Genomic DNA, 20,659 nt, shown 5'->3' on the forward strand with positions numbered 1-20,659 from the left:
GCGCGTGCCGACACGCGCGAGAAAGATTGTGGGGTCGATCGGCGTAAGGAACGGTCGCCAGCGGCGTCCGACGTACATGAGAACGCCGATCGCGCTACAGAAGCGTGACCTTGGAACCGTATCACAGATGACCCCCGAATGGGGGTCATCTGGGCCCGGAGCCAGCGCCGATCGCCCGGTAGGTCGTTCTCGAAGTGACGGGAGATCGCGCCGATCAGCCCCCCGTACGCCGCACACCGACGTGCCGTGGGGGCTGCCGGTGGGCCCGGGGGGAGCAACGGGCACCCGTGACGAACGAACAAGCCGCGCTGGGCACTCCAGGGGCGGCGCCGAGATGAAGGGGACAGGTCTATGAGCAGCTCGACTTCGAGCCATCCTGCATGGCGAGCGTGGGTGGTGGGCCTGGCGCTCGCCCTCTGCGCCGCCGTCGTGTCGCCGTGGACGCCGTCGGCGTCCGCGGGAACGACACCGGCACCTGGCGACACCGTCTGGATCGGGTCCCTGACCCAGGGCCACAGCGGATCGTCGATGCACGCCGTCTACAGCCCGGTACCGGCTGACACCGCCAACCCGGGCACCCCGGACTTCTGGGCGTACTGCATCGAGCACAACGTCTCGGCCAAGACGAACACCACCGCGGTCGCCGGCGACGTCTCGTCCTTCCTGGGCGCGAACCTGTACGACACCGACCCGACGGTGCCCGGCAAGGTGCTGTGGATCCTCGCCAACAGCTACCCGGCGCTCAGCCTGGCGGACTTCGCGACCGCCGCGGGCGTCCCGGGCCTGTCGCAGAAGGACGCCGTCGAGGCCGTCCAGTACGCCATCTGGCGCTACACCGACGTCGGCTGGGACTCGAACTGGAACTGGGCGGGCTCCGACTCGGAGGCCAACGCGGAGGCCGCGTACTGGTACCTCATCGGCAAGATCAACGCCGGCAACACCCTGGCGGCCAGCCCCGCCGTCACCGCGTCGGTGACCGCTCCCGCCGGTGCCCAGCAGGCCGGCACCCTGGTCGGCCCGTTCACCGTGCACACGAACCAGCCGACGGTCAGCGTCTCGGTCGCGCCGGGCGTGACCCTGACGGACGGCGCCGGCGCGCCGATCAACGCGGCGTCCGTGGTCGACGGTCAGGAGATCTACCTCGACCTGCGCGGCTCGACGACCGCTGGTTCGGCCACGGTCACCGTGACCGCCCAGGGCTCCGGCGGCACCGGCACGGTCATCTCGGTGCCGACGACCAGCGGTGGTACGCCCACCGCCGGCAGCCACCGGCAGTCGATGGTCCTGGTCGCCGCCAGCACCGCCACCACCACCGGTACGGCCGCGGCCGCTTGGGCCGCCGCGCCGGCGCCGAGCATCGGCACCACGCTGACCGACAAGGCCGACGGTGACCACGCCATCCCCGCGGGCGGCGGCACCGTCGTCGACACCATCGCCTACCAGAACCTCGTGCCCGGCACGTCGTACACGGTCACGGGTGAGCTGATGAAGAAGTCGGACGGCTCGGCCACCGGCATCACGGGCACGAAGACCTTCACCCCGGCCTCGGCCAACGGCACGGTCGAGGTGGAGTTCACGGTTCCTGCCGGGTACGCCGGGCAGTCGCTGGTCGCCTTCGAGCAGCTCAAGGTCACCGGTCAGGCGCCGGTGGTGGCCTCGCACGAGGACATCAACGACACCGCCCAGACGGTCACGGTGGCGCCGGCGCCGAGCATCGGCACCACGCTGACCGACAAGGCCGACGGTGACCACGCCATCCCCGCGGGCGGCGGCACCGTCGTCGACACCATCGCCTACCAGAACCTCGTGCCCGGCACGTCGTACACGGTCACGGGTGAGCTGATGAAGAAGTCGGACGGCTCGGCCACCGGCATCACGGGTTCGAAGACCTTCACGCCGGCCTCGGCCAACGGCACGGTCGAGGTGGAGTTCACGGTTCCTGCCGGGTACGCCGGGCAGTCGCTGGTCGCCTTCGAGCAGCTGAAGGTCACCGGCCAGGCGCCGGTGGTGGCCTCGCACGAGGACATCAACGACATCGCCCAGACGGTGTCCGTCGACAAGGCCGCGCCGACGGTGACCACCGAGGCCAGCGCGGCCACGATCACCCTCGAGGGCGGCAGCGTCGCGCTGCACGACGTCGTGACCGTCACCGGTCTCGTCCCGGGCGGCGCTCCGGCGAGCACGGGCACGGCCACGCTGTACGGACCGCTCAGCAGCGTCGACGCGTCGGTGTGCACCGAGGCCAACGCGGTGGGCTCGGTGACCTTCACGCCGGCCAACGGGACGATCTCGACGCCGACGATCACGGTCGACCAGCCGGGGCTGTACACGTGGCAGGTCCACCTGAGCGCGAACGACCGCAACACCGCGGCCAGCCACGCGTGCGGTCTGGCCACGGAGACCACCGACGTGAAGAGCCCCGTCCTGCCGGGGCAGGCGAAGGTCTCCCTGACGACCGAGGCCTCGCAGCGCACGGTCAAGCCGGGCACCGCGGTGTTCGACAAGGTCACGATCAAGGGCTTCGTCCCCGGCCACGGCGCGACCGGCTCGGCCACGCTGTACGGACCGTTCGCCTCCCGGGCCGACATCACCTGCACGCCGGCGACTGCGGTGCGCACGGTGGCCTTCGCGCCGGCCAACGGCACCATCACAACGCCGTCGGTGCACGTGAACCGCACGGGCTACTACACCTGGGTGGCCTCGACCACGGCCGACAGCCGCAACACCGCCGCGACCCACGCCTGTGGCCTGGTGGCGGAGACGACGATCGTGCGCAAGCCGTCGTACGCCGCTCCGGTCGTCGGTACCGGGTTCAGCACGGACGGATGGGACCCGTCGGCGCGTCGCAGCGTCAGCCGGATCCGGATCCCCTCGCTCGGTGTCAACGCGGCCAGCTCGCTGGTCGGCATCACGCGCGGCCAGATGCAGGTGCCGGGCAACGTGGCCCGTACGGGTCAGCTCACCCAGTCGGCCGCGGCGGGCGACCTGATCGGTACGACGGTCATCGCCGGCCACGTGTCCGACCGGCACGACCGGCCGGGTGCGTTCTGGAAGCTTTCCAAGATCCGCAAGGGCAAGGTGGTCACGGTCGTGCAGGGCGGCAAGACGCTGCGCTACCGGGTGACCGGCATCGAGCGGTTCTCGCGGACCAAGAAGCTGCCCGCGCGGTTCTTCTCGACCACGGGTGAGCACCGCCTGGTCCTGATCAGCTGCACCGGCCGGACGACGACGCCGGGCGGTGGGTTCCACTACCGCCAGAACGTCGTGGTGACGGCGGTGCCGATCGACTGACACGTAGGCCCCCGATCGGGTGTCATCTGCGGAAAATCCGCGGACTTCTCCACCCAGGCCCGGTCGGATCGGCCACGCTCTCCCCATCCCCCTCCGGGGTGCCCGGTGGACGGGCGGGGACAGACGTCAGGCCCACGAGATCCCCACACCTCGTGGATCCAGGTCCCCGACTGCCGGCGGCGACGGAGCTCCTCCGTCGCCGCCGGCAGCACTTCCGCGGTGGCTCGCAAGCCGCGCGGGGACAGCGCTCAGGTACGCCGGCCCAGGAGGGCGAGCACGTGCTCGCCCGCGGGAGCCTCGGTGGCGACCGGGACCGGCGGGGCGAACCGGTCGTCGCCCTCGAGCGCGATCCGCAGCGCGGTGGGGAGCAGCTCGGCGGCGAGCCGCTCGGGCAGGGGGGTACCGCGGCCCGTCGTACGGCCGACGTCCCAGCCGTGCACGGCGATCTCGACGGCGGCCAGCCGGGCGACCGCGTCGACGGGCAGGGGGTGGCCGCCGACGTCGACGTACGGCGAGCTCGCGCGCATCCAGGCGGCCAGCAGGCCGCAGGCCTTGGTCTGCAGGCTGGTGACGCGCGCCTCGAGCGGGGCCGGGGCCGCGCTGCGCAGGCCGATCGTGCCGTCGGCGGCCTCGGCGAAGGCGTCGAGGGCGTCCTCCATGTGGGCCAGCAGGTCGGCGAGGTCCCAGCCGGCGCAGGGGGTCGGACGGTCGACGTCCGCGCAGGTGATCGTGCCCAGCGCGGCGCGGGTGTAGTCGAGGGCGCGCTGCAGCACGTCGAGCCCCGCGACCAGCCCGGCCGGGGTCGGCTCGGCGGTCATCGGGCTCACCCCGCGCAGGCGGGGGCGTCCGGGACGGGCACGTAGTCGGCCGGCAGCCGCTCGGGCAGCCCGAAGCGCGCGAAGAGCCGGGCGTCGAAGAACGCGGTGACGTGCTCGACGCGCAGGTCGTCGCCGGACCCGGTCATCTGGAGGACCTGCAGGTGGAACGGCTCGAAGTGGCCCTCGGGGTGACGCATGTAGAGGCCGAACGCGGGCTGTCCGTTGGCGATCGTCTCGACCATCGGCATGTCGTTGAAGCCGCCGGGGCACTTGGTGCCGATGAGCTCGGCGATCGCGGCGGCGCCGCGGTAGTGGTTGAGGAAGGGCGGCATGTCCCAGGTGGCGTCGTACTTGAGGAGCTGGACGATCTGGTCGATGTCCTTGCGCCAGAAGGCCGCCAGGTAGGCGTCGAGGAGCTGGCGCTGGGCCGCGTCGAGGTCGGGCTCGACCGTGTCGGGGGTCAGGCCGCGCTCGGCGAGCTGGGCGTGCGCGCGCTGGAGCGCGGAGTTGACCGCGGCGGTCGTCGTGTCGAGGGCCGTCGCGGTCTCGGCGGCCGACCAGCGCAGCACGTCGCGCAGGATGAGCACCGCGCGCTGGCGGGCCGGGAGGTGCTGGAGCGCGGCGACGAACGCCAGCCGGATCGTGTCGCGCTCGGCGACCTCGACGGCGGCGTCCGGGATCGGCTCGAGCCACGGCACCTCGTGGTCCTCGAGCAGCTCGTCGGAGGGTGCGGAGTCGGCGGTGCCGAGACCGGTCGGGAGCGGCCGGCGCGGCTTGCTCTCGAGGTTGGTCAGGCACACGTTGGTGGCGATCTTGTAGAGCCAGGTACGGACCGAGCTGCGGCCCTGGAAGTTGGCCGAGGCCTTCCAGGCGCGCAGGAAGGTCTCCTGGACCAGGTCCTCGGCCTCGTGGACCGAACCGCTCATCCGGTAGCAGTGCGCCATCAGCTCGCGCTGGTAGCGCCCGGTCAGCGTGTCGAAGTCCGCGAGCTCGTCGCTCGCCGTCGTCGCCGTCGCCTGCGTCTGCTCCGTCACCGTGTGTCCCATCGCCATCGTCATCGCCGCCGCCCCTGGTGCTCGTCAGTCTGCCTGAAGGGTCCGACCAGGGGCAGGGGCGAAACTCATCGGTGCTGCGGCGCGGATCCTGGGACGAGGCGGTCGAGGGCCTCGGTCCGGTCGACCAGGTCGGCCATCGTGACCGGCCCGAGCGCCGGCCGGGCCACGGCCCGCTCGGCCGCGAGGACGGTGAGGACGCCGGTCGCGTGCGACTGGCCGGTGCCGCTCGCGCCGAGCGCCTGGCCGGTACGACGGTTGACCGCGACCACCTGCCAGGCGGCCGAGCCGATGTGCGGCGAGTGGCGCAGCAGGCCGCCCGCGCCGGTCCGCGCCGCGAGCCCGAGCGCGACCGTCGCGGCCCGGCTGCTCAGCGTGAGGTGGCTGCGGATCGCGACGCCGAGCCGTTCGCCGACGAGCACGTGGTCGGGGAAGTCCGCGCGCAGGTAGGTCCGGGTCCGCCCGTCCGGACCGGTCAGGCGCCGCCGGTCGCGCAGGTTGCGCACCCGGCCGCCCTCCGGCGGGGCGTGGACCGGGGCGCCGACCAGGTCCGCCGTCCACTGCACGGCCGCGTCGCCGTGGCGCTCGGCCGTCCCGAGCAGGACGCCCACGTCGATCTCGTCGTCGGGCCGGACGTCGAGCGCCGCGACCAGGACCGTGCTCAGTCCCGGGGCGAGCCCGGCGCCGAGGACGACGGTCGCCGCGGCCGGTGCCGCCTCCCGCAGCGCGGCCAGGTAGGAGCTCGTCGCCGAGATGTCCACGAGGACGGGTGCTCCCGCCGCCGCGACCACGGTGCTCTCGACGCCGGCCGCGTTGACGAGGACGTCGTGCCCCTCGACCGCACGGGCGAGCGCGCGCCGGGCGGCGTCGTCCTCGGGGCGGGTCAGGTCGACCGCGACCCCGTCGGGCGGCGCGGTGCGTCCGGCCGGGGTGACCTCGTGGCCGCGGCGGCGCAGCTCGGCGACGACGACGCGGCCGACCGCGCCGCGGGCGCCGAGGACGAGGGCCTTCATCGTGAGGTCCGGGGGGAGGGGTGGGGGAACGGGTGCATCGAAACTCCAAACACTTGGTTGGAGATGACCGTAGCGAGGCTCCGGCGCAATTCCAAACGGATAGTTGGAGTCGGCTACGCTGACGCCGTGGCATGGGACACCGAGGGGACCCGCACCCGGCTGCTCGACGCCGGGGTCCGCCAGTTCGCGGCGCTCGGCTTCGCGGGGGCCCGGATCGACGCGATCGCCCGCGACGCGGGGATCAACAAGGAGCGGGTCTACCGCTACTTCGGTGACAAGCAGGGGCTCTTCGCGGCGGTGCTCGAGCACGAGCTCGGCGCCTTCTTCGACGGCCTCGAGATCGAGGACACGACGCCCGAGGGCATCGGGGAGTTCGCCGGGCGGATGTTCGACCGCTGCCTGGCCCGCCCCGAGCTCCCGCGGCTGCTGGTCTGGGAGAGCCTCGAGCTCGACGCTCCGGTCGCCGTCGACAGCCGCGAGCCGACCTGCGCGGTCAACGCGTCCCGGATCTGCGCGTCCGTCGGCGGCCTCGGCGGCGCGGCGGCGGAGCACCTGCTGCTGAGCGCCATCTCGGTGGTCGTGGGGTGGTGGAGCCTGTCCCGGCTCACCGAGGTGGTGCTGAGCGATCCCGCATCGGCCGCCGTACGGCGGGGGATGGTGGTCGACCAGATGACCGCGCTGGCCCGCGCGGCGGGCGAGGCAGGCAGGGCGGGCTAGGCGGGCTGGGTCCGCGTCGCGGCCAGCACCCGCTCCGCCGCCGGTACGGCGAGCGCCCGGTCGGCCGGGACGAGCCCGATCCGGGTGCGGCGGTCGAGCAGGTCGGCGACGTCCGCGGCGCCTTCGTGGGTGACGCCGAAGAACAGCTCGGCCCCCACTGTCGGCACGCCCTCGGCGATCGGCGCGAGCAGGTCGGCGGTGCTCCAGCCGCTCGCCTCGACGGCGGCGGACAGGACGAGGTCGGCGTCGGCGCCGTAGCGCCGGATGAGCCGGGCCTGCCCGGGGTGCTCGGCGCGGGCCGCCGCGTCGGCGAGCGCCGCGCGCGGGGCGGCGCCGGCCAGCGGCAGGGTCGCGGTCACGCACGGCCCGGCGCTCGCGCCCAGGCCGGCGGCGGCGACCGCGGCGTCGACGGCGTCCTCGGCCATCCGGCGGTAGGTGGTGAGCTTGCCGCCCACGATCGTCACGACGCCGGTGCGCGAGGTCAGCACGGCGTGCTTGCGGGACAGGTCGGCGGTCGCGTCGTCGCCGCCGTCGAGCAGCGGGCGCAGGCCGGCGAAGGCGCCGACTACGTCGGAGCGGCGCAGCGGCCGCGCGAACGACGCCGCGACGACGTCGAGCAGGAAGCCGATCTCGACCTCGGTCGGCTCGGCGACGTCGGGGACCGGGCCGTCGACGGGCTCGTCGGTGAGGCCGACGTAGAGCTGGCCGTCGGGCTGGGGGAGCACGAGCACGAACCGGTTGGTCTCGCCCGGGATGGGGGCGAAGACGGCGACGTCGAGACCGGGCAGCGCCTCGCCGCGCAGCACCAGGTGGGTGCCGCGCGAGGGGCGCAGCCGGACGTCGTCGACGAGCTCGCCGGCCCAGACGCCGGTCGCGTTGACGACCGCGCGGGCGCTGACCTCGACCTGCGTCCCGGTGAGCTCGTCGCGCAGGACGACCTGCTGGCCGGTCGCGCTGACGACGCGGGCGTGGGTGCGGACGTGGGCGCCGCGCTCGGCCGCCGTACGGGCGATGGTGGTGACCAGGCGGGCGTCGTCCTCGAGCTGGCCGTCCCAGCCGAGGTAGGCGCCGCGCAGTCCGTCGGTCCGCAGCGGCGGCGCGAGCCGCCGGGTCTCGGCGGCGCTGAGCCGGCGCGGCCGGGGGAGGGTGTCGCTGCTCGTCCCGGCGGCTCGGCGCAGCAGGTCGCCGCCGAGGAAGCCGGCTCCGGCGAGCGTGCCCATCGGCCGGCTGACGCCGGCGGCGAGCGGGATGATCGAGGGCAGCGGCCGGGTCAGGTGCGGCGCGGTGGTCTCCATCAGGATGCCGCGCTCGACGGCGCTCTCGTGGGCGATGCCGACCTGGCCGGAGGCGAGGTAGCGCAGCCCGCCGTGGACCAGCTTGGACGAGAAGCGCGACGTACCGAACGCCAGGTCGTGGGCGTCGACCGCCAGCACGCTCAGCCCGCGCGCGACCGCGTCGAGGGCGACGCCGGCGCCGGTGATGCCGAGGCCGATGACGACCACGTCGACCGTGGTCGGGACGGTGGTGAGGCCCGGGGTGATCCTGGTGGGGGTGAGGCTGGTCATGGCTGGAGGCTCCGGACGACGAGGGTGTGCAGCTCGGTCTCGAGGGCCGACTCGTCGACCACGTCGTCGACCATCGTGTGTGCCGACAGGACGTAGCCGTGGGCCGCGAGCAGCAGCCCGCGCGCGATCGCCGCGGGTGCGCCGGCGCGGATCGCGCCGTCAGCCTGGCCGGTCGCGATCGCGGCGCCGAGGACCTCGAGGATGAGCTCCTGCGAGCGGCCGCGGCGGGCGAGCAGGTAGGGGAGGATCAGCTCGGGGTCGAGCTCGACGATCCGGGTGAACAGCTCGTTCTCGCGCAGTGCTCCGACGGTGGCCACGACGGTGTCGGCGATCGAGCCGGGGGTGGGCGGCGTCGCCGCGTCGACCCGGCCGGCGACCAGGGAGCCCCACTCACGGGTCATCAGGTCGGCCAGGAGCGCGGGCATGTCGGACCACGCGCGGTAGATCGTCATCCGCGAGACGCCCGCCCGCCGGGCGACCTCGGTCAGCGTGGTGCGCCGCCAGCCCACGTCGAGGATGCACTCGCGGGCGGCATCGAGGTAGCCGTCGCGTGGGGTGCTCTCGGTGCTCCCGGGGCTTTCGGATTCGCCGTTGTGACGATGTGACGTCATGTGTAACACTGTAACACATGACCACCGAGCGCCCCGCCGCCCTGCAGCCCGAGATGCCCGCCACGCGCTGGGGCGACCCGGCCCACGCCACCGGCCTTCCCGAGGGTGTGCGCGACCTCGTCGGCCTGGTCTTCCCGATCCAGGACACGCCCGCCCGGAGCGACGTCGCGGTGCCCGCCTCGCGACTCTCCGCGGACCAGCTCGACGGCCTGCGCGCCCTCGTCGGCGAGGCGAACGTCGTCCTCGACGACGGGCTGCGCCGCCAGCGCACGCGCGGCAAGTCCACGCCCGACCTGCTGCGCCAGCGGGCCGGCGACCTCGGTGACGCGCCGGACGTCGTCGTCCGGCCGGGCGGGCACGACGAGGTCGTCGCCGTCCTCGCGTACGCCGCGGAGCAGCGCATCGCCGTCGTTCCCTTCGGCGGCGGCACCGCGGTCACCGGCGGCCTGGTCGCCGACCCCGCCGGCCTGACCGGGGTGCTCTCCCTCGACCTCGGCCGGATGCGCGGCCTGCTCGCGCTCGACCCCGTCTCCTCGACCGCCACCTTCGAGCCCGGCCTGCGCGGCCCCGAGGCCGAGGCGCTCCTCGCCCAGCACGGCCTGATGCTCGGCCACTTCCCCCAGTCGTTCGAGTACGCCACCATCGGCGGCTTCGCCGCGACCCGCTCCAGCGGCCAGTCGAGCGCCGGCTACGGCCGCTTCGACGCGATGGTCGTCGCGCTCCGGGTCGCCACGCCCGTCGGCGACGTCCGGCTCGGTGCCTCGCCGGCGAACGCCAGCGGCCCCGACCTGCGCGAGCTGTTCCTCGGCTCCGAGGGCGCCTTCGGCGTGATCACCGAGGTGACCGTCCGGGTCCGCCCGCTGCCCGAGGTCAAGGAGTACGAGGGCTGGCGCTGGGAGTCCTTCGCCGCCGGCGCCGACGCGATCCGCGCCCTCGCCCAGTCCGACCTGCTGCCGACGGTGATCCGGCTCTCCGACGAGAACGAGACCGCCATCAACCTCGCCGACCCCGAGTCGATCGGTGGTGAGGGCAACGCCGGCTGCCTGATGATCGTCGGCTACGAGGGCACGCCCGCCGCGGTGGCTGCCAAGAAGTCCGCCGTCACCGCCGCCCTCACCGACCTCGGCGGCGCTCCCCAGGGATCCGGACCGGGTGAGGCGTGGGCGCACGGCCGGTTCAACGCGCCGTACCTGCGCGACAGCCTGCTCGACGTCGGTGTCCTGGTCGAGACGCTCGAGACGGTCACCTTCTGGAGCAACCGGGAGAACCTCTACACGCGCGTCAAGTCCGCCCTGCAGGAGACCCTCGGCGAGGGCGCCATGGTGCTCTGCCACATCTCGCACGTGTACGCGACCGGGTGCTCGCTCTACTTCACCGTCGCCGCTCCCGGCGGCGCGGACCCGCTCGCCACCTGGCTGCCCGCCAAGGCCGCCGCCTGCGAGGCGATCGTCGCCGCCGGCGCCTCGATCACCCACCACCACGCGGTCGGTACCGACCACAAGCCCTACCTGGCCGCCGAGATCGGCACCGTCGGCGCCTCGGTGCTGCGCGCGGTCAAGCAGGCGGTCGACCCCGCCGGGATCCTCAACCCCGGGGTGCTGATCCCGTGACCCGCTCCTTCGCCTTCCTCGTCAACCCGAGCTCCGGCGGGGGCGCGGCGCCGCGCGTCGTCGTACCGCTGGCGCGGGCGCTGCGCGAGGCGGGCGCCGAGGTCGAGGTCACCTACACCACCTCCGCCGCGGAGACCCCCGACCTCGTCGCGGCGGCCGTCGCCGACGGCGCGGTCGTGGTCTCCGTCGGCGGCGACGGGATGCTCTCCTCGGTCGCCGGCTCGGTCGCCGCCCTCGGCGGCGTGCTCGCCATGGTCCCGGCCGGGCGCGGCAACGACTTCGCCCGGATGCTCGAGATCCCCCACGACACCGCCGCCCAGGCCGCGCTGCTGCTCTCGGGCGCCGAGCGGGCCATCGACCTGCTCCGGGTGACCCAGGCCGACGGGTCGTCGTACGTCGTGGCGGGGTCGGTCTACGCGGGCGTCGACGCGCGCGCCGCCGAGATCGTCGACCGCTCCCACTGGCTGCCCTCGACCCTGCAGTACCCCTATGCCGCGGTGCGCGCCCTGGCGACGTACCGACCGGTGGAGTGCGTCGTCGAGGTCGACGGCGCCCGCAGCGAGCACCGCGCCGCCACCGTCGTCATCGCCAACTCCGCCTACTACGGCAAGGGCATGGCCATCGCGCCCGGCGCCGTCGTCGACGACGGCCTGCTCGACGTCATCGTCATCGAGGCCGCCTCGCACCTGGACCTGATCCGCTCACTGCCCAAGGTGTACGACGGCAGCCACGTCGCGCTCGACGAGGTCACCGTCCTGACCGGCCGGCAGGTGCGTCTCTCCGGGCGGCACCGTGGGGGTGCCGCCGTACCGGTCGGCGCCGACGGGGAGGCGCTCGGCGTACTCCCCGCCGGCGCTGGTCAGCCGCTGACGGTCGAGCTGATGCCGGCGGCGGTCCGGGTGCTGGCCTGAGGGTCGGCCGCATTCCCCACACGCAGAGTGCCGCCGGCAGAACGGGTGACGCCGGGTGCCCGTACCGTCAGGCGCGACTGCTCAGCCAGATTCAGTCGACCCGGACGCTTTCCATGATCCGTATGGTCAGGTCGATGTTCGGGCCGGTCGCGATGATGGCGACGTCGCGCTCTGGAACGGTGATGGCAAGAGTCGCGGCCGAGTTCATTCCAACCAGGCTGCCTGACGTCACCCGGCGGATCTGCACGCCGTTGGAGGACCGGGCATCCTCTGTGATCCCATCCCAGGGCTCTCCATAGGGAGGCCTCCTGAGATCCGTGAGGTACACACGGTTGGCAGCTGTCGCGCGGTAGCCCATGCATTCCTCGACAGGCCCAGCCAGCTTCACGACTGCGTTCGTGGACAGCCCGCCTTCGCTACAGTCGTTTGCCTCGACCACGTCCCAGGACGCCGGCACCTCGATGCTCACCCCGTTGCGGTCTACGCGGTCGAACTTGGCTGACGATGCCTGGGGCGAAGGCGATCGGTCGCTTGCAGCGGAATCCACGCCATCGCCTGGCTCGTCGTTCGAGAGCATCATTCCCGCGGCGGTACCGACGGCAAGGAGGGTGACGAGCGCGGAGACGGTGAGGATCCAGCGTCGGCGAGGCGGCGGACCCGCGGGCATGACTGGCGGGCGGGGGGTGATGTCGCTTGCGGATTCACGAAGAATCTCCGAGAGCCTGTCGGTGTCCATCATCGTTCCTGGTACTCCTTGAGGTGGCCGTTTGCCGCGAGTGCTGCGAGTGCCCGCGACGTGCGACTCTTGACTGTCCCGGCCGCAACTCCCAGCACGTCGGCAGTGTCCTTCTCGGACAGGTCGAGGAAGTATCGAAGGACGATCGTTGCTCTTTGGTCGGGCGGCAAGTCCGAGAGCGCCGCGCGAACCAGGGCCGACCTGGCGACCTGCTCTTGCGGGTCGTTGTCGGTGGCCTCGCTCTGTCTCGTCCGCGACTCTGTTCCGGCCGTTCGCCTCGCTCGGCGGGCTCGCCGGGTGGCGTCCTTCTTGAGGCTGTTGATCACAACCTTCATCACGTACGCGTCTGGGTTGTCGAACGCCGATACCCGTCGCCACCGTCGCCACAACGTCGACAGAGCAGCCTGGACCGCGTCTTCGACGTCTTGTTGGGGCCAGCCCGCCAACACCCCGACCCGCACCCACCGCTGGTGGCGCGAGCCTACGAAGTCATCGAAGTCGGTGGTCACTGCTGCCACGACCTAGTCCTTGGTCCCACAACACTAAGAGGGCGGGAACCACAAGAAAGGTTCCCATTGCGGAGCGAAGTTTCGCTGCCGCCCAGACTACGTTGTGACAACGTCGGCGAGACTGAGCCTGACCTCCGGGTCAGGGCACGTTTCGAGGAGCCAGCTCTCGAATTCGGGTGAGCCGGAATCGGCGGGATCGGTGGGAGCAGCGACGAGGGGGACGGCGGCCGCCGCTCGAGATGAGCTCTTGCCTCCGATGACGGCGGTGGCCCCAAGGGCCGCCACGCCTCCGATTGCTGCCCGCCGGCTGAGACCCCGGTTAGCACTGGTAGTCAAGAGGACCTCCCCATCCCTTCACGTTGCCTTGCGGACTGTTGACGAACATGAACTCCCCATCGACGCTGTAGTTCCAGCGTGCTGAGTTCTTGACGTTGACGATGAAGTCTCCGTTCTGGTCCTTGTTCGTGGCCGGAGAGGTTCCGCGCTTGTGGCACCACCGGTTCGTACCAGCGTCGTTCTTGTTCAGGCGCCACCAGTGGTAATCCGTGCCCGGCCAGACGGCGAACCACACTCGGAGCTTGTCTCCGGAGCAGGACATCTTGAGCCCGTCGCCAAGAGCCCCGTTCCGGATGTTCGTCACGGTCGGTGCCGGCACGTTGGGGTAGTGACCGCCGAAGCCGGTGTTGCTTCGATAGCCGGGCTGAGCGAAGTTGTCGGTGCGGTCGTTCGTCGCGTAGTTGTAGCAGTTGTTCCGGACGCGGGTGCAGTACACGCCGTTCCAGAAGGAGAAGTTGCTGAACGAAGTCCCTTGCAGGTTGCACGCCGCGGCTGCGAGTTTTCCCGGGGAGGAGGGCTCGACTTGGGAGAAGGGCTCGACCGCCTCGGAGTCCACGGCTTCCCACAGGGCTTCCTGAGCAGGCTCGTTGAGGGTAGCTCCGCGTGCATCCCGGGCCAGTTCCCGCTCGATTTCGGCTCTGCTGAGGCGGCCAGCTGCCTCCGAGCTCAGGCGGAACAGATTCGGCAGCCCCATCTTGGACAGCGCGTCGGCGTCATCGCCGGTGGCGTGGACGATGTAGCCGAGGTATCCCAGACGGGTCTCAACCTGATCGATCCCGACAACTGGCGCCGCTCCGTCGGCAATCTGCTCTCTCAGTGACGCTCCTTGAGAAGGGCTCAACGTCCACACCGGATTGGGAACGCCCGAGAAGATGTCGAGGACAATCGTAAACAAGACGCACAGTCCTTTCATCGTGCGGCGGCGCCGTGATTCGCCTGGTGGCGCTTCTTTCGGTCAAGAAGAATCCCTCGGCTCCGAGGTTCGGAAATAGTCGGCGGACCTCCAAGGGAGGTCAATGGCAAGACCGGACTGTGGACACGCGTTGCGCGCCTAGTCATGACTGTTGTTCGGCTCGACATGACATGGGGCAGCTCTCTGCATCGCCGCGATTGGTTGATGGCATGGGGTGCCGTGCAGGCCGACCGCGTCCCGGCGCCTTGGAAAAACCTCCCGCCCACCGGAATACCCCGCCCCCCGAGCGCCTTGAAGCAGTCATCGTTTCAAACTTGAAACAAAGGACCGACGATGACCACTGACTGCCTCCAGCTCCTGCGCCCCGACGCCGCGCGCCTGCCGCGCGCCGAGGTGCGCACCCAGGTCGTGATCCCGCTGCGCTTCCCCGACGGCTACGCGACGACCGCGGACGTGCTCACCTTCCACCACCTCCTCGACGGCAAGGAGCACCTGCTGCTCGGCCTCGGCGACTGGCGGGCCCGGATCGCGCAGCTGCCGCTCGGGGGCGAGGCGCCGCTGGTGCGGCCGCACAGCGAGTGCCTGACGGGGGACGTGTTCGGTTCGGAGCGCTGCGACTGCGGTCCGCAGCTGCGCGAGGCGGTCGAGCGGATCGCTGCCGAGGGTGGCTTCCTGCTTTACCTGCGCCAGGAGGGTCGGGGTATCGGGCTGTACGAGAAGCTCGACGCCTACGCCCTGCAGGACGCCGGCCTCGACACGTACGCCGCCAACCGGGCTCTCGGCCGCGGTGAGGACGAGCGCGACTACCGCGCCGCCGTCCAGATGCTGCTGACGGTGGGCGCCGACCGGATCCGGCTGCTGAGCAACAACCCCGACAAGGCCGCGCAGCTCGAGGAGCACGGGGTCGCGGTCGACGAGCGGGTGCCGACGGGGGTCCACCTGTCGGCGGCCAACCGGCGCTACCTCACGGTCAAGCGCGACCACACCGCGCACACCCTGGACCTGGACATCGCGTGAGCGAGCCGCGCTGGCTGGACGACGACGAGCTGACGGCGTGGCTGCCGCTGGTGCGGCTGGTGCAGGCGCTGCCGCAGGCGCTCGACCGGCGGCTGCGGGAGGAGGCGGGCATCACGCACACCTACTACGCGATGCTCGCGAACCTCTCCAGCCAGCCCGACCGCACCCTCACCATGGGTGAGCTGGCCCGGCTGACGGCGACGAGCCCGTCGCGCCTGACCCACGCGATCTCCGTGCTGGAGGGGCGCGGCTGGGTGACCCGCCGGCAGTGCCCGGACGACCGGCGCAGCCAGTTCGCGGTGCTCACCGACGAGGGCTTCGCGCTCCTCCAGCAGATCGCGCCGGGGCACCTGGCCCAGGTGCGCGAGCTGGTCTTCGACCGGCTCACCCCCGAGCAGGTGCGCAGCCTCGGCGAGATCGCCGGCGCGCTGGTCGGCGGCATCGACGAGCTCGGCGAGGGCTGAGCGGGTCAGGCGAAGGTCCAGACCAGGATCTCGGTCGGTACGGCGGCCGTGACGTCGTGCGGACCCTCGTCGGTCATGCAGAACGCATCGCCCGCCGCCAGCGGCTCGGCCAGCGACGAGCGCAGCAGCGCGCCGGTGGTGACGAAGGCGTGCATCCGCGCCGCGGCCGGCAGCGTGACGCTCTCGCCCGCCCCCAGCCGTACGACGTCCAGCGCCGCGCCGCGCACCCCGAGCGCCAGCGGCGCGTCGGTCCCCGCGGCCCGGACCGGTCCGGAGCCGGGCGCCGCGTCGACCGCTGTCCGGGCGTAGTGCGGCGCGGAGTCGACCGCGGCGTCGTCCGGCGTCAGCCACACCTGCACGAAGCGTGCCGGGCCGTCCTCGCTCGCCACCTCGGAGTGACGCACCCCGGAGCCCGCCGACAGCACGCCGCACTCGCCGGCGCCGAGGACCGTCTCGGTGCCGGTCGCGTCGCGGTGCACCAGCGCTCCGGAGACCACCCAGGTGACGATCTCCTGTGCCTCGTGGGGGTGCTCCTCGAAGCCGGTGCCCCGGCCAAGCACGTGGTCGTCGTGGCACACCATCGGCCCGAACGAGAGTCGCTCGGGGTCGAAGTGGGGGCCGAACGAGAACCCGTGGTGGCTGAGCCGACCGGGCGCGCGTTCGAGGAACCTGGCCGAACCTCTGCGGATCTCCACACTCACGTGGCAGATTGTGCCGGTGTCAGCGCACTGCGGCATGCGAGGGTGAGCCTGTGGGAGACAGGGTGGGAGATCTCGCTGGTCGGTTCCCGGCCGGATTCCGGTTCGGGACCAGCACGGCGGCGTACCAGATCGAGGGTGCGGTCGACGAGGACGGCCGAGGCCGATCCATCTGGGACACGTTCACCGCGGAGCCGGGGCGGATCGTCGACGGCTCGAGCGGTGCGGTCGCGTGCGACCACTACCACCGCTGGCCCGAGGACATCGAGCTGATGCGGCGCCTCGGCGCCTCCGGCTACCGCTTCTCGATCTCCTGGCCGCGGATCCAGCCGACCGGCAGCGGCGCGGTCAACCAGGCCGGCCTGGACTACTACGACCGGCTGGTCGACGGACTGCTCGCGGCCGGCGTCCAGCCGATGGCGACGCTCTACCACTGGGACCTGCCCCAGCCCCTCGAGGACGACGGCGGCTGGCTCAACCGGGCCACCATCGACCGGTTCGCCGACTACGCCGCCATCGTCGGCGAGCGCCTCGCCGACCGCGTCGTCGACTGGGTGCCGGTCAACGAGCCGAGCGTCGTCACCCTCATGGGGTACGCCGTCCCGTTCCACGCGCCCGGCCGCTCGCTGATGTTCGACGCGCTGCCGGTCGGTCACCACCTGCTCGTCGCCCACGGCCGCGCCGCGATCGCGCTGCGCGCGGCCGGTGCGACCAGCATCGGGTGCGCCAACAACCACGCCCCCATCTGGCCCGCCAGCGACGACCCGGCCGATGTCGGCGCCGCCAAGCTCTTCGACGCGCTCTGGAACGGGCACTACCTCGAGGGCATGCTGCTCGGCCGCTACTCCGACGACCTGATGATGCTGCTCGAGCCGCACGTGCGCGACGGCGACTTCGCCACCATGCGCCAGCCGCTCGACTTCTACGGCGTCAACTACTACAACCCGATGCGGATCGCCGCGGCCGACGAGAACGCCGAGCTGCCCTTCGAGTTCCGCGAGGTGCTGGGCTACCCGGTCACCGACTTCGGCTGGCCCGTCGTACCGGACGCCCTGCGCGAGTGGCTGATCATGTTCCGCGCGCGCTTCCGCGCCGCCGTACCGCCGATCGTGATCACGGAGTCCGGCTGCTCCTACGGCGTCGGGCCGGACGAGCACGGTGTCGTCGACGACCACCAGCGCGTCGACTACCACGCGCTCCACCTCACCGCCGTCGCCGAGGCGATCGAGCGCGGGGTCGACGTGCGTGGGTACTACGCGTGGTCGCTCATCGACAACTTCGAGTGGTCCGAGGGCTACACGCAGCGGTTCGGGCTCGTGCACGTCGACTACGAGACCCAGAAGCGCACGCCCAAGCGCTCCTTCAGCTGGTACGCCGACCTGGTCGCGGAGCACGCCCGGCTCACGAGCTGAGCGCGGCCGTCCCCACCCCGCGGTGCAGCTCGCGCGCCCGGGTCGAGGCGGTGATGCTGCGCTCGCGCTGGTCGTCGAGCACCGCCTGCTCCTCGCCGATCTGCCGCTCGGTCGAGACGAGCGCCGAGGCCCGGAGCCGGGTCAGCTCGCGCTGCTTGGCCAGCGCCGTGCCGACCAGCGCGCCGCCGGCGACGAGAGCCGCGCCGGCCAGGACGAACCAGGCGCTCGCCACGAAGCCCAGTCCGGCGAGCACCACGGCCAGCCCCAGCAGCACGGCGCCGCCGGGCAGCAGCCGGCGGTCGACCGGGTGCCGCCGCACGACGGCGGCGTCGACCAGCGGGCGCCACCCGGAGGGTCCGCCGTCGCGGGTGATGGTGAGCTCCTCCCCGAAGACCTGGAGGGTCCGCGTCTCCGGAGGCGGTACGGCGGCCTGCGCCGCGAGCTCGTCGCCGATCGTCCCGAGCGTGGGCGCGAGCGCCTGCCGGGCCAGGGCGTGCCGCGGGCTGCCGGCCGGCTGGGCGAGGTCGTCGAGGAGCAGCCGCACCACGTCGCCCGTCGTCGCGGACCACGCGGGCGCCTGGGTCGCGGCCCGCTCGTCGATGAAACCGAGGTCGGCGCGGACCACCGCCATCCGGTCGAGGATCTCGGACTCGCCGGGGGAGCCCTCGTCGACCAGCGAGCGCACGCAGTCGGCCAGCGGATCCTCGGCCTCAGCCTCGGCCTCAGCCGCGGCCGTTCCCCCGGTGGTGAGGACCTGCTGGAGTGTCTCGAGCAGCGCGGTCGCCCGCTCCGCCGGCAGCCCGCGGCCGGTCCCCTCGAGTCCCTCGAGCCACGAGGAGACCTCGTCGAGCCCGGCGCTGCCGGTCGCCGCGACCTGCGCGCGGAGCGCGGTGGCGAGCGCGTCGCCGTCGGGCGCCAGGCGTCCCTCGGCGACGGCGAGCCACACCTGGTGCTGGGCGTAGGTCACCTCGGGCCGGTCCGGCAGCACCCGGGCGAGGTCGGTCCCGGCGCTCCAGCGGGGGTCGCGGGTGAGCGCACCGAGGAGGGTGAGGAGCAGCGTGGTCCGGCGCGGGTCGCGGTGCGCGGCCTCGGCGAGGAGCTCGGGTCCGCCGGTCTCGCCCTGGGCGATCCGGACGATGCCCCGTGCGGCCGGGGCCAGCCAGTAGCCGGGCACGTCCTCGGGCTCCGCCGCACCGCGCAGCGCGGCGGCACCGGTGGCGACGACGGTCGAGACCACCTCGCGGGCGTAGCGCCGGCAAGCGGCGGCGTCGGCGTACTGGCCGAGCTCGGCGCGGATGTCCTCGTGCTCGACGAGCGCGACGAAGGCCCGGGTGAGCCGGTCGATCTGGCCCTGCAGGTTGCCCTGCTGGGTGCGCATCTGGTCGGCGAGGCGGCTGCGCGCGCTGCGCTCGGCGTCGAGCTGCGCCTCGGCCTCCTCGAGGCGTCGGTTCTGCTTCCAGTCCGTCCAGTCGCTCACGGCAGGTTCCCTGCCCTCGCCGGACCGGGATGAAACGGACGGGCGTAGCCTGCCCGCCATGCGCGCAGTCCAGGTCGTCACCACCACCGGTCCCGCCGACATCGTCGTCCAGGAGGTGCCGGACCCCACGCCCGGTCCCGGCGAGATCCTGGTCGAGGTGCACGCCGTCGGCGTGTCCTTCCCGGACCTGCTGCTGAGCCGCGGCGAGTACCAGCTGCGCCCCGAGACGCCGTTCACGCTGGGCGTCGACTATGCCGGTGTCGTGGTGTCCGGGCCCGGCTTCGAGCCGGGCCAGCGCGTCGCCGGCGTCGGTGGGTACGGCGGCGCGTCCGAGCTCGTCGTCGGCCACCCCGATGCGGTGTTCGCGCTGCCCGACTCGATCACGTTCGAGGAGGCCGTGGCACTGCCGATGAACTACCTGACGGCGCTGTTCGCGCTCGACGAGCGCGGCGGCGTACGCGCGGGCGAGACGGTGCTCGTGCACGGTGCGGCCGGCGGTGTCGGCAGCGCCACCCTCCAGGTCGCGCGCGGGCTCGGTGCCCGGACGATCGCGGTGGTCAGCACCGAGGAGAAGGCGGCCTTCGCCAAGGCGGCCGGTGCCGACGAGGTGGTCCTCTTCGACGGCTTCAAGGACGCGGTCGCCGAGCTGACCGGCGGCAAGGGCGTCGACGTCGTCCTCGACGTGGTCGGCGGCTCGGCGTTCACCGACTCGCTGCGCAGCCTCGCCCCGCAGGGCCGGCTCCTGGTGGTCGGGTTCGCGGCGGGCGAGGGCATCCCGGAGGTCAAGGTCAACCGGCTGCTGCTCAACAACGTCGACGTGCGCGGGGTCGGCTGGGGTGCCTACGCCTTCGTGCGGCCGGGCTACCTGCAGCAGCAGTGGGCCCAGCTGGTGCCGATGATCGCGTCGGGCGCGGTGAAGCCGCCGGTCGGCAAGGTCTACCCGCTCGAGGAGTTCGGCCAGGCGCTGCTCGACATGGACGCCCGCGCCGCGCTCGGCAAGCTCGTCGTCAGCGTGCGCTGACCCGTCCCTCGGCGACACCGAACGCACGACCCAGCCCGAAGGGCGGCATGTTGCCGTAGCGGGCCTCGACGGCCTCGGCCGGGACGACGTACGTCTCGTGCCAGACGCCGACGTCGGCCGTGCCCGCCGCCCGGCGGTTGAACCGGCCCCAGGCCGGGGCGTGGGTGAGCTCGGGTGCCCGGGCGAAGGCGTAGAGCTGGGCCGACGTGGCCCAGTACTGGATGGCGACGAAGTTGCGGCCGTTGGCGTAGAGGTCGGCGCGGAGCAGGCCGAGGTCGGGGTCCTTCTGGAGCTGGCGCAGCATCCGCGGCATCGCGGCCAGGACGGGGAGCCAGCTGCGCAGCCGGCGCCAGCGGTTGACCCGCATGCCGATCAGGAAGACGACGACCTCGTCCTGACCGGGGTCCAGCCGGACGGCGTTCATGCCGGGCCGGACGCCGGCGGGGGCGTGCTCGGCGGCGGCACGGTAGGCGGCGGGCTGGCTCATG

General features: G+C 72.6%; 19 protein-coding genes. 8 read left to right on the forward strand and 11 right to left on the reverse strand.

Annotated features, from left to right (window positions below; translation table 11 throughout):
- The first annotated feature begins 351 nt into the window (after nucleotides 1–351).
- Nucleotides 352–3,291 carry a VaFE repeat-containing surface-anchored protein gene (locus CCO04_RS23935; protein WP_215816692.1) on the forward strand — a complete coding sequence of 980 codons (2,940 nt, stop codon included), beginning with the start codon at nucleotides 352–354 and terminating at the stop codon, nucleotides 3,289–3,291.
- A 248-nt stretch (nucleotides 3,292–3,539) separates the two neighbouring features.
- On the opposite strand, the gene CCO04_RS23940 is transcribed toward CCO04_RS23935, so the two are convergent.
- The 3 genes from CCO04_RS23940 to CCO04_RS23950 form a co-directional block, all read right to left on the reverse strand.
- Nucleotides 3,540–4,109 carry a TIGR03086 family metal-binding protein gene (locus CCO04_RS23940; RefSeq protein ID WP_215816693.1) on the reverse strand — a complete coding sequence of 190 codons (570 nt, stop codon included), beginning with the start codon at nucleotides 4,107–4,109 and terminating at the stop codon, nucleotides 3,540–3,542.
- A gap of 5 nt (nucleotides 4,110–4,114) precedes the next feature.
- Nucleotides 4,115–5,143 carry a sigma-70 family RNA polymerase sigma factor gene (locus tag CCO04_RS23945; RefSeq protein WP_308281491.1) on the reverse strand — a complete coding sequence of 343 codons (1,029 nt, stop codon included), beginning with the start codon at nucleotides 5,141–5,143 and terminating at the stop codon, nucleotides 4,115–4,117.
- 86 nt (nucleotides 5,144–5,229) lie between these two features.
- Nucleotides 5,230–6,174, reverse strand: a complete 945-nt coding sequence (locus tag CCO04_RS23950; protein WP_215816695.1) for an NAD-dependent epimerase/dehydratase family protein — start codon at nucleotides 6,172–6,174, stop codon at nucleotides 5,230–5,232.
- A gap of 126 nt (nucleotides 6,175–6,300) precedes the next feature.
- On the opposite strand from CCO04_RS23950, the gene CCO04_RS23955 reads away from it, so the two are divergent.
- Nucleotides 6,301–6,891, forward strand: coding sequence for a TetR/AcrR family transcriptional regulator (locus CCO04_RS23955; RefSeq protein ID WP_215816696.1), 591 nt, complete (start codon nucleotides 6,301–6,303; stop codon nucleotides 6,889–6,891).
- On the opposite strand, the gene CCO04_RS23960 is transcribed toward CCO04_RS23955, so the two are convergent.
- Both CCO04_RS23960 and CCO04_RS23965 read right to left on the reverse strand, forming a co-directional pair.
- Nucleotides 6,888–8,456: a glycerol-3-phosphate dehydrogenase/oxidase gene (locus CCO04_RS23960; RefSeq protein WP_215816697.1), complete on the reverse strand. Its 1,569-nt coding sequence runs from the start codon at nucleotides 8,454–8,456 to the stop codon at nucleotides 6,888–6,890. The genes CCO04_RS23955 and CCO04_RS23960 overlap by 4 nt on opposite strands.
- Nucleotides 8,453–9,067 carry a TetR/AcrR family transcriptional regulator gene (locus CCO04_RS23965; RefSeq protein WP_215816698.1) on the reverse strand — a complete coding sequence of 205 codons (615 nt, stop codon included), beginning with the start codon at nucleotides 9,065–9,067 and terminating at the stop codon, nucleotides 8,453–8,455. The genes CCO04_RS23960 and CCO04_RS23965 overlap by 4 nt, the downstream gene beginning before the upstream one ends.
- Nucleotides 9,068–9,084: 17 nt before the next feature.
- Here CCO04_RS23965 and CCO04_RS23970 point away from each other — a divergent pair, with 17 nt between their 5' ends.
- Together CCO04_RS23970 and CCO04_RS29985 are read left to right on the forward strand one after the other, a co-directional pair.
- Entirely contained in the window at nucleotides 9,085–10,677 is a 1,593-nt protein-coding gene (locus tag CCO04_RS23970; protein ID WP_252373830.1) for an FAD-binding oxidoreductase, read from the forward strand.
- A complete protein-coding gene (locus tag CCO04_RS29985) occupies nucleotides 10,674–11,588 on the forward strand; it encodes a diacylglycerol kinase family protein (RefSeq protein ID WP_215816699.1) in 915 nt (304 codons plus the stop codon). Before CCO04_RS23970 ends, CCO04_RS29985 begins: the two co-directional genes overlap by 4 nt.
- A gap of 91 nt (nucleotides 11,589–11,679) precedes the next feature.
- Here CCO04_RS29985 and CCO04_RS23980 read toward each other — a convergent pair whose 3' ends face one another.
- From CCO04_RS23980 to CCO04_RS23990, 3 genes are all read right to left on the reverse strand, one after another.
- A complete protein-coding gene (locus CCO04_RS23980; RefSeq protein ID WP_215816700.1) occupies nucleotides 11,680–12,327 on the reverse strand; it encodes a hypothetical protein in 648 nt (215 codons plus the stop codon).
- Nucleotides 12,324–12,842, reverse strand: coding sequence for a sigma-70 family RNA polymerase sigma factor (locus tag CCO04_RS23985; RefSeq protein ID WP_215816701.1), 519 nt, complete (start codon nucleotides 12,840–12,842; stop codon nucleotides 12,324–12,326). The genes CCO04_RS23980 and CCO04_RS23985 overlap by 4 nt, the downstream gene beginning before the upstream one ends.
- A gap of 310 nt (nucleotides 12,843–13,152) precedes the next feature.
- A complete protein-coding gene (locus CCO04_RS23990; protein WP_215816702.1) occupies nucleotides 13,153–14,064 on the reverse strand; it encodes a hypothetical protein in 912 nt (303 codons plus the stop codon).
- 351 nt (nucleotides 14,065–14,415) lie between these two features.
- On the opposite strand from CCO04_RS23990, the gene ribA reads away from it, so the two are divergent.
- Nucleotides 14,416–15,099 carry a GTP cyclohydrolase II gene (ribA, locus tag CCO04_RS23995; RefSeq protein ID WP_215816703.1) on the forward strand — a complete coding sequence of 228 codons (684 nt, stop codon included), beginning with the start codon at nucleotides 14,416–14,418 and terminating at the stop codon, nucleotides 15,097–15,099.
- Nucleotides 15,096–15,563 (forward strand): MarR family winged helix-turn-helix transcriptional regulator, encoded by a 468-nt coding sequence (locus CCO04_RS24000; protein WP_215816704.1) that lies wholly within the window; start codon nucleotides 15,096–15,098, stop codon nucleotides 15,561–15,563. The genes ribA and CCO04_RS24000 overlap by 4 nt, the downstream gene beginning before the upstream one ends.
- A 5-nt stretch (nucleotides 15,564–15,568) precedes the next feature.
- Here CCO04_RS24000 and CCO04_RS24005 read toward each other — a convergent pair whose 3' ends face one another.
- Entirely contained in the window at nucleotides 15,569–16,264 is a 696-nt protein-coding gene (locus CCO04_RS24005; protein WP_215816705.1) for a pirin family protein, read from the reverse strand.
- 62 nt (nucleotides 16,265–16,326) lie between these two features.
- Between CCO04_RS24005 and CCO04_RS24010 the strand changes: the two genes are divergently transcribed.
- Nucleotides 16,327–17,673 (forward strand): GH1 family beta-glucosidase, encoded by a 1,347-nt coding sequence (locus CCO04_RS24010; protein WP_215816706.1) that lies wholly within the window; start codon nucleotides 16,327–16,329, stop codon nucleotides 17,671–17,673.
- Here the strand turns inward: CCO04_RS24010 and CCO04_RS24015 are convergent.
- Nucleotides 17,663–19,150, reverse strand: coding sequence for a hypothetical protein (locus tag CCO04_RS24015; RefSeq protein ID WP_215816707.1), 1,488 nt, complete (start codon nucleotides 19,148–19,150; stop codon nucleotides 17,663–17,665). The two genes, CCO04_RS24010 and CCO04_RS24015, sit on opposite strands and share 11 nt — an antisense overlap.
- A gap of 58 nt (nucleotides 19,151–19,208) precedes the next feature.
- On the opposite strand from CCO04_RS24015, the gene CCO04_RS24020 reads away from it, so the two are divergent.
- Nucleotides 19,209–20,171, forward strand: a complete 963-nt coding sequence (locus tag CCO04_RS24020) for an NADPH:quinone oxidoreductase family protein (RefSeq protein WP_215816708.1) — start codon at nucleotides 19,209–19,211, stop codon at nucleotides 20,169–20,171.
- Here the strand turns inward: CCO04_RS24020 and CCO04_RS24025 are convergent.
- Entirely contained in the window at nucleotides 20,158–20,658 is a 501-nt protein-coding gene (locus CCO04_RS24025; protein WP_215816709.1) for a DUF4188 domain-containing protein, read from the reverse strand. The genes CCO04_RS24020 and CCO04_RS24025 overlap by 14 nt on opposite strands.
- Between the last annotated feature and the right edge of the window lies 1 nt (nucleotide 20,659).

This window comes from Pimelobacter sp. 30-1, from assembly GCF_018831735.1.
Taxonomy (GTDB): domain Bacteria; phylum Actinomycetota; class Actinomycetes; order Propionibacteriales; family Nocardioidaceae; genus Nocardioides.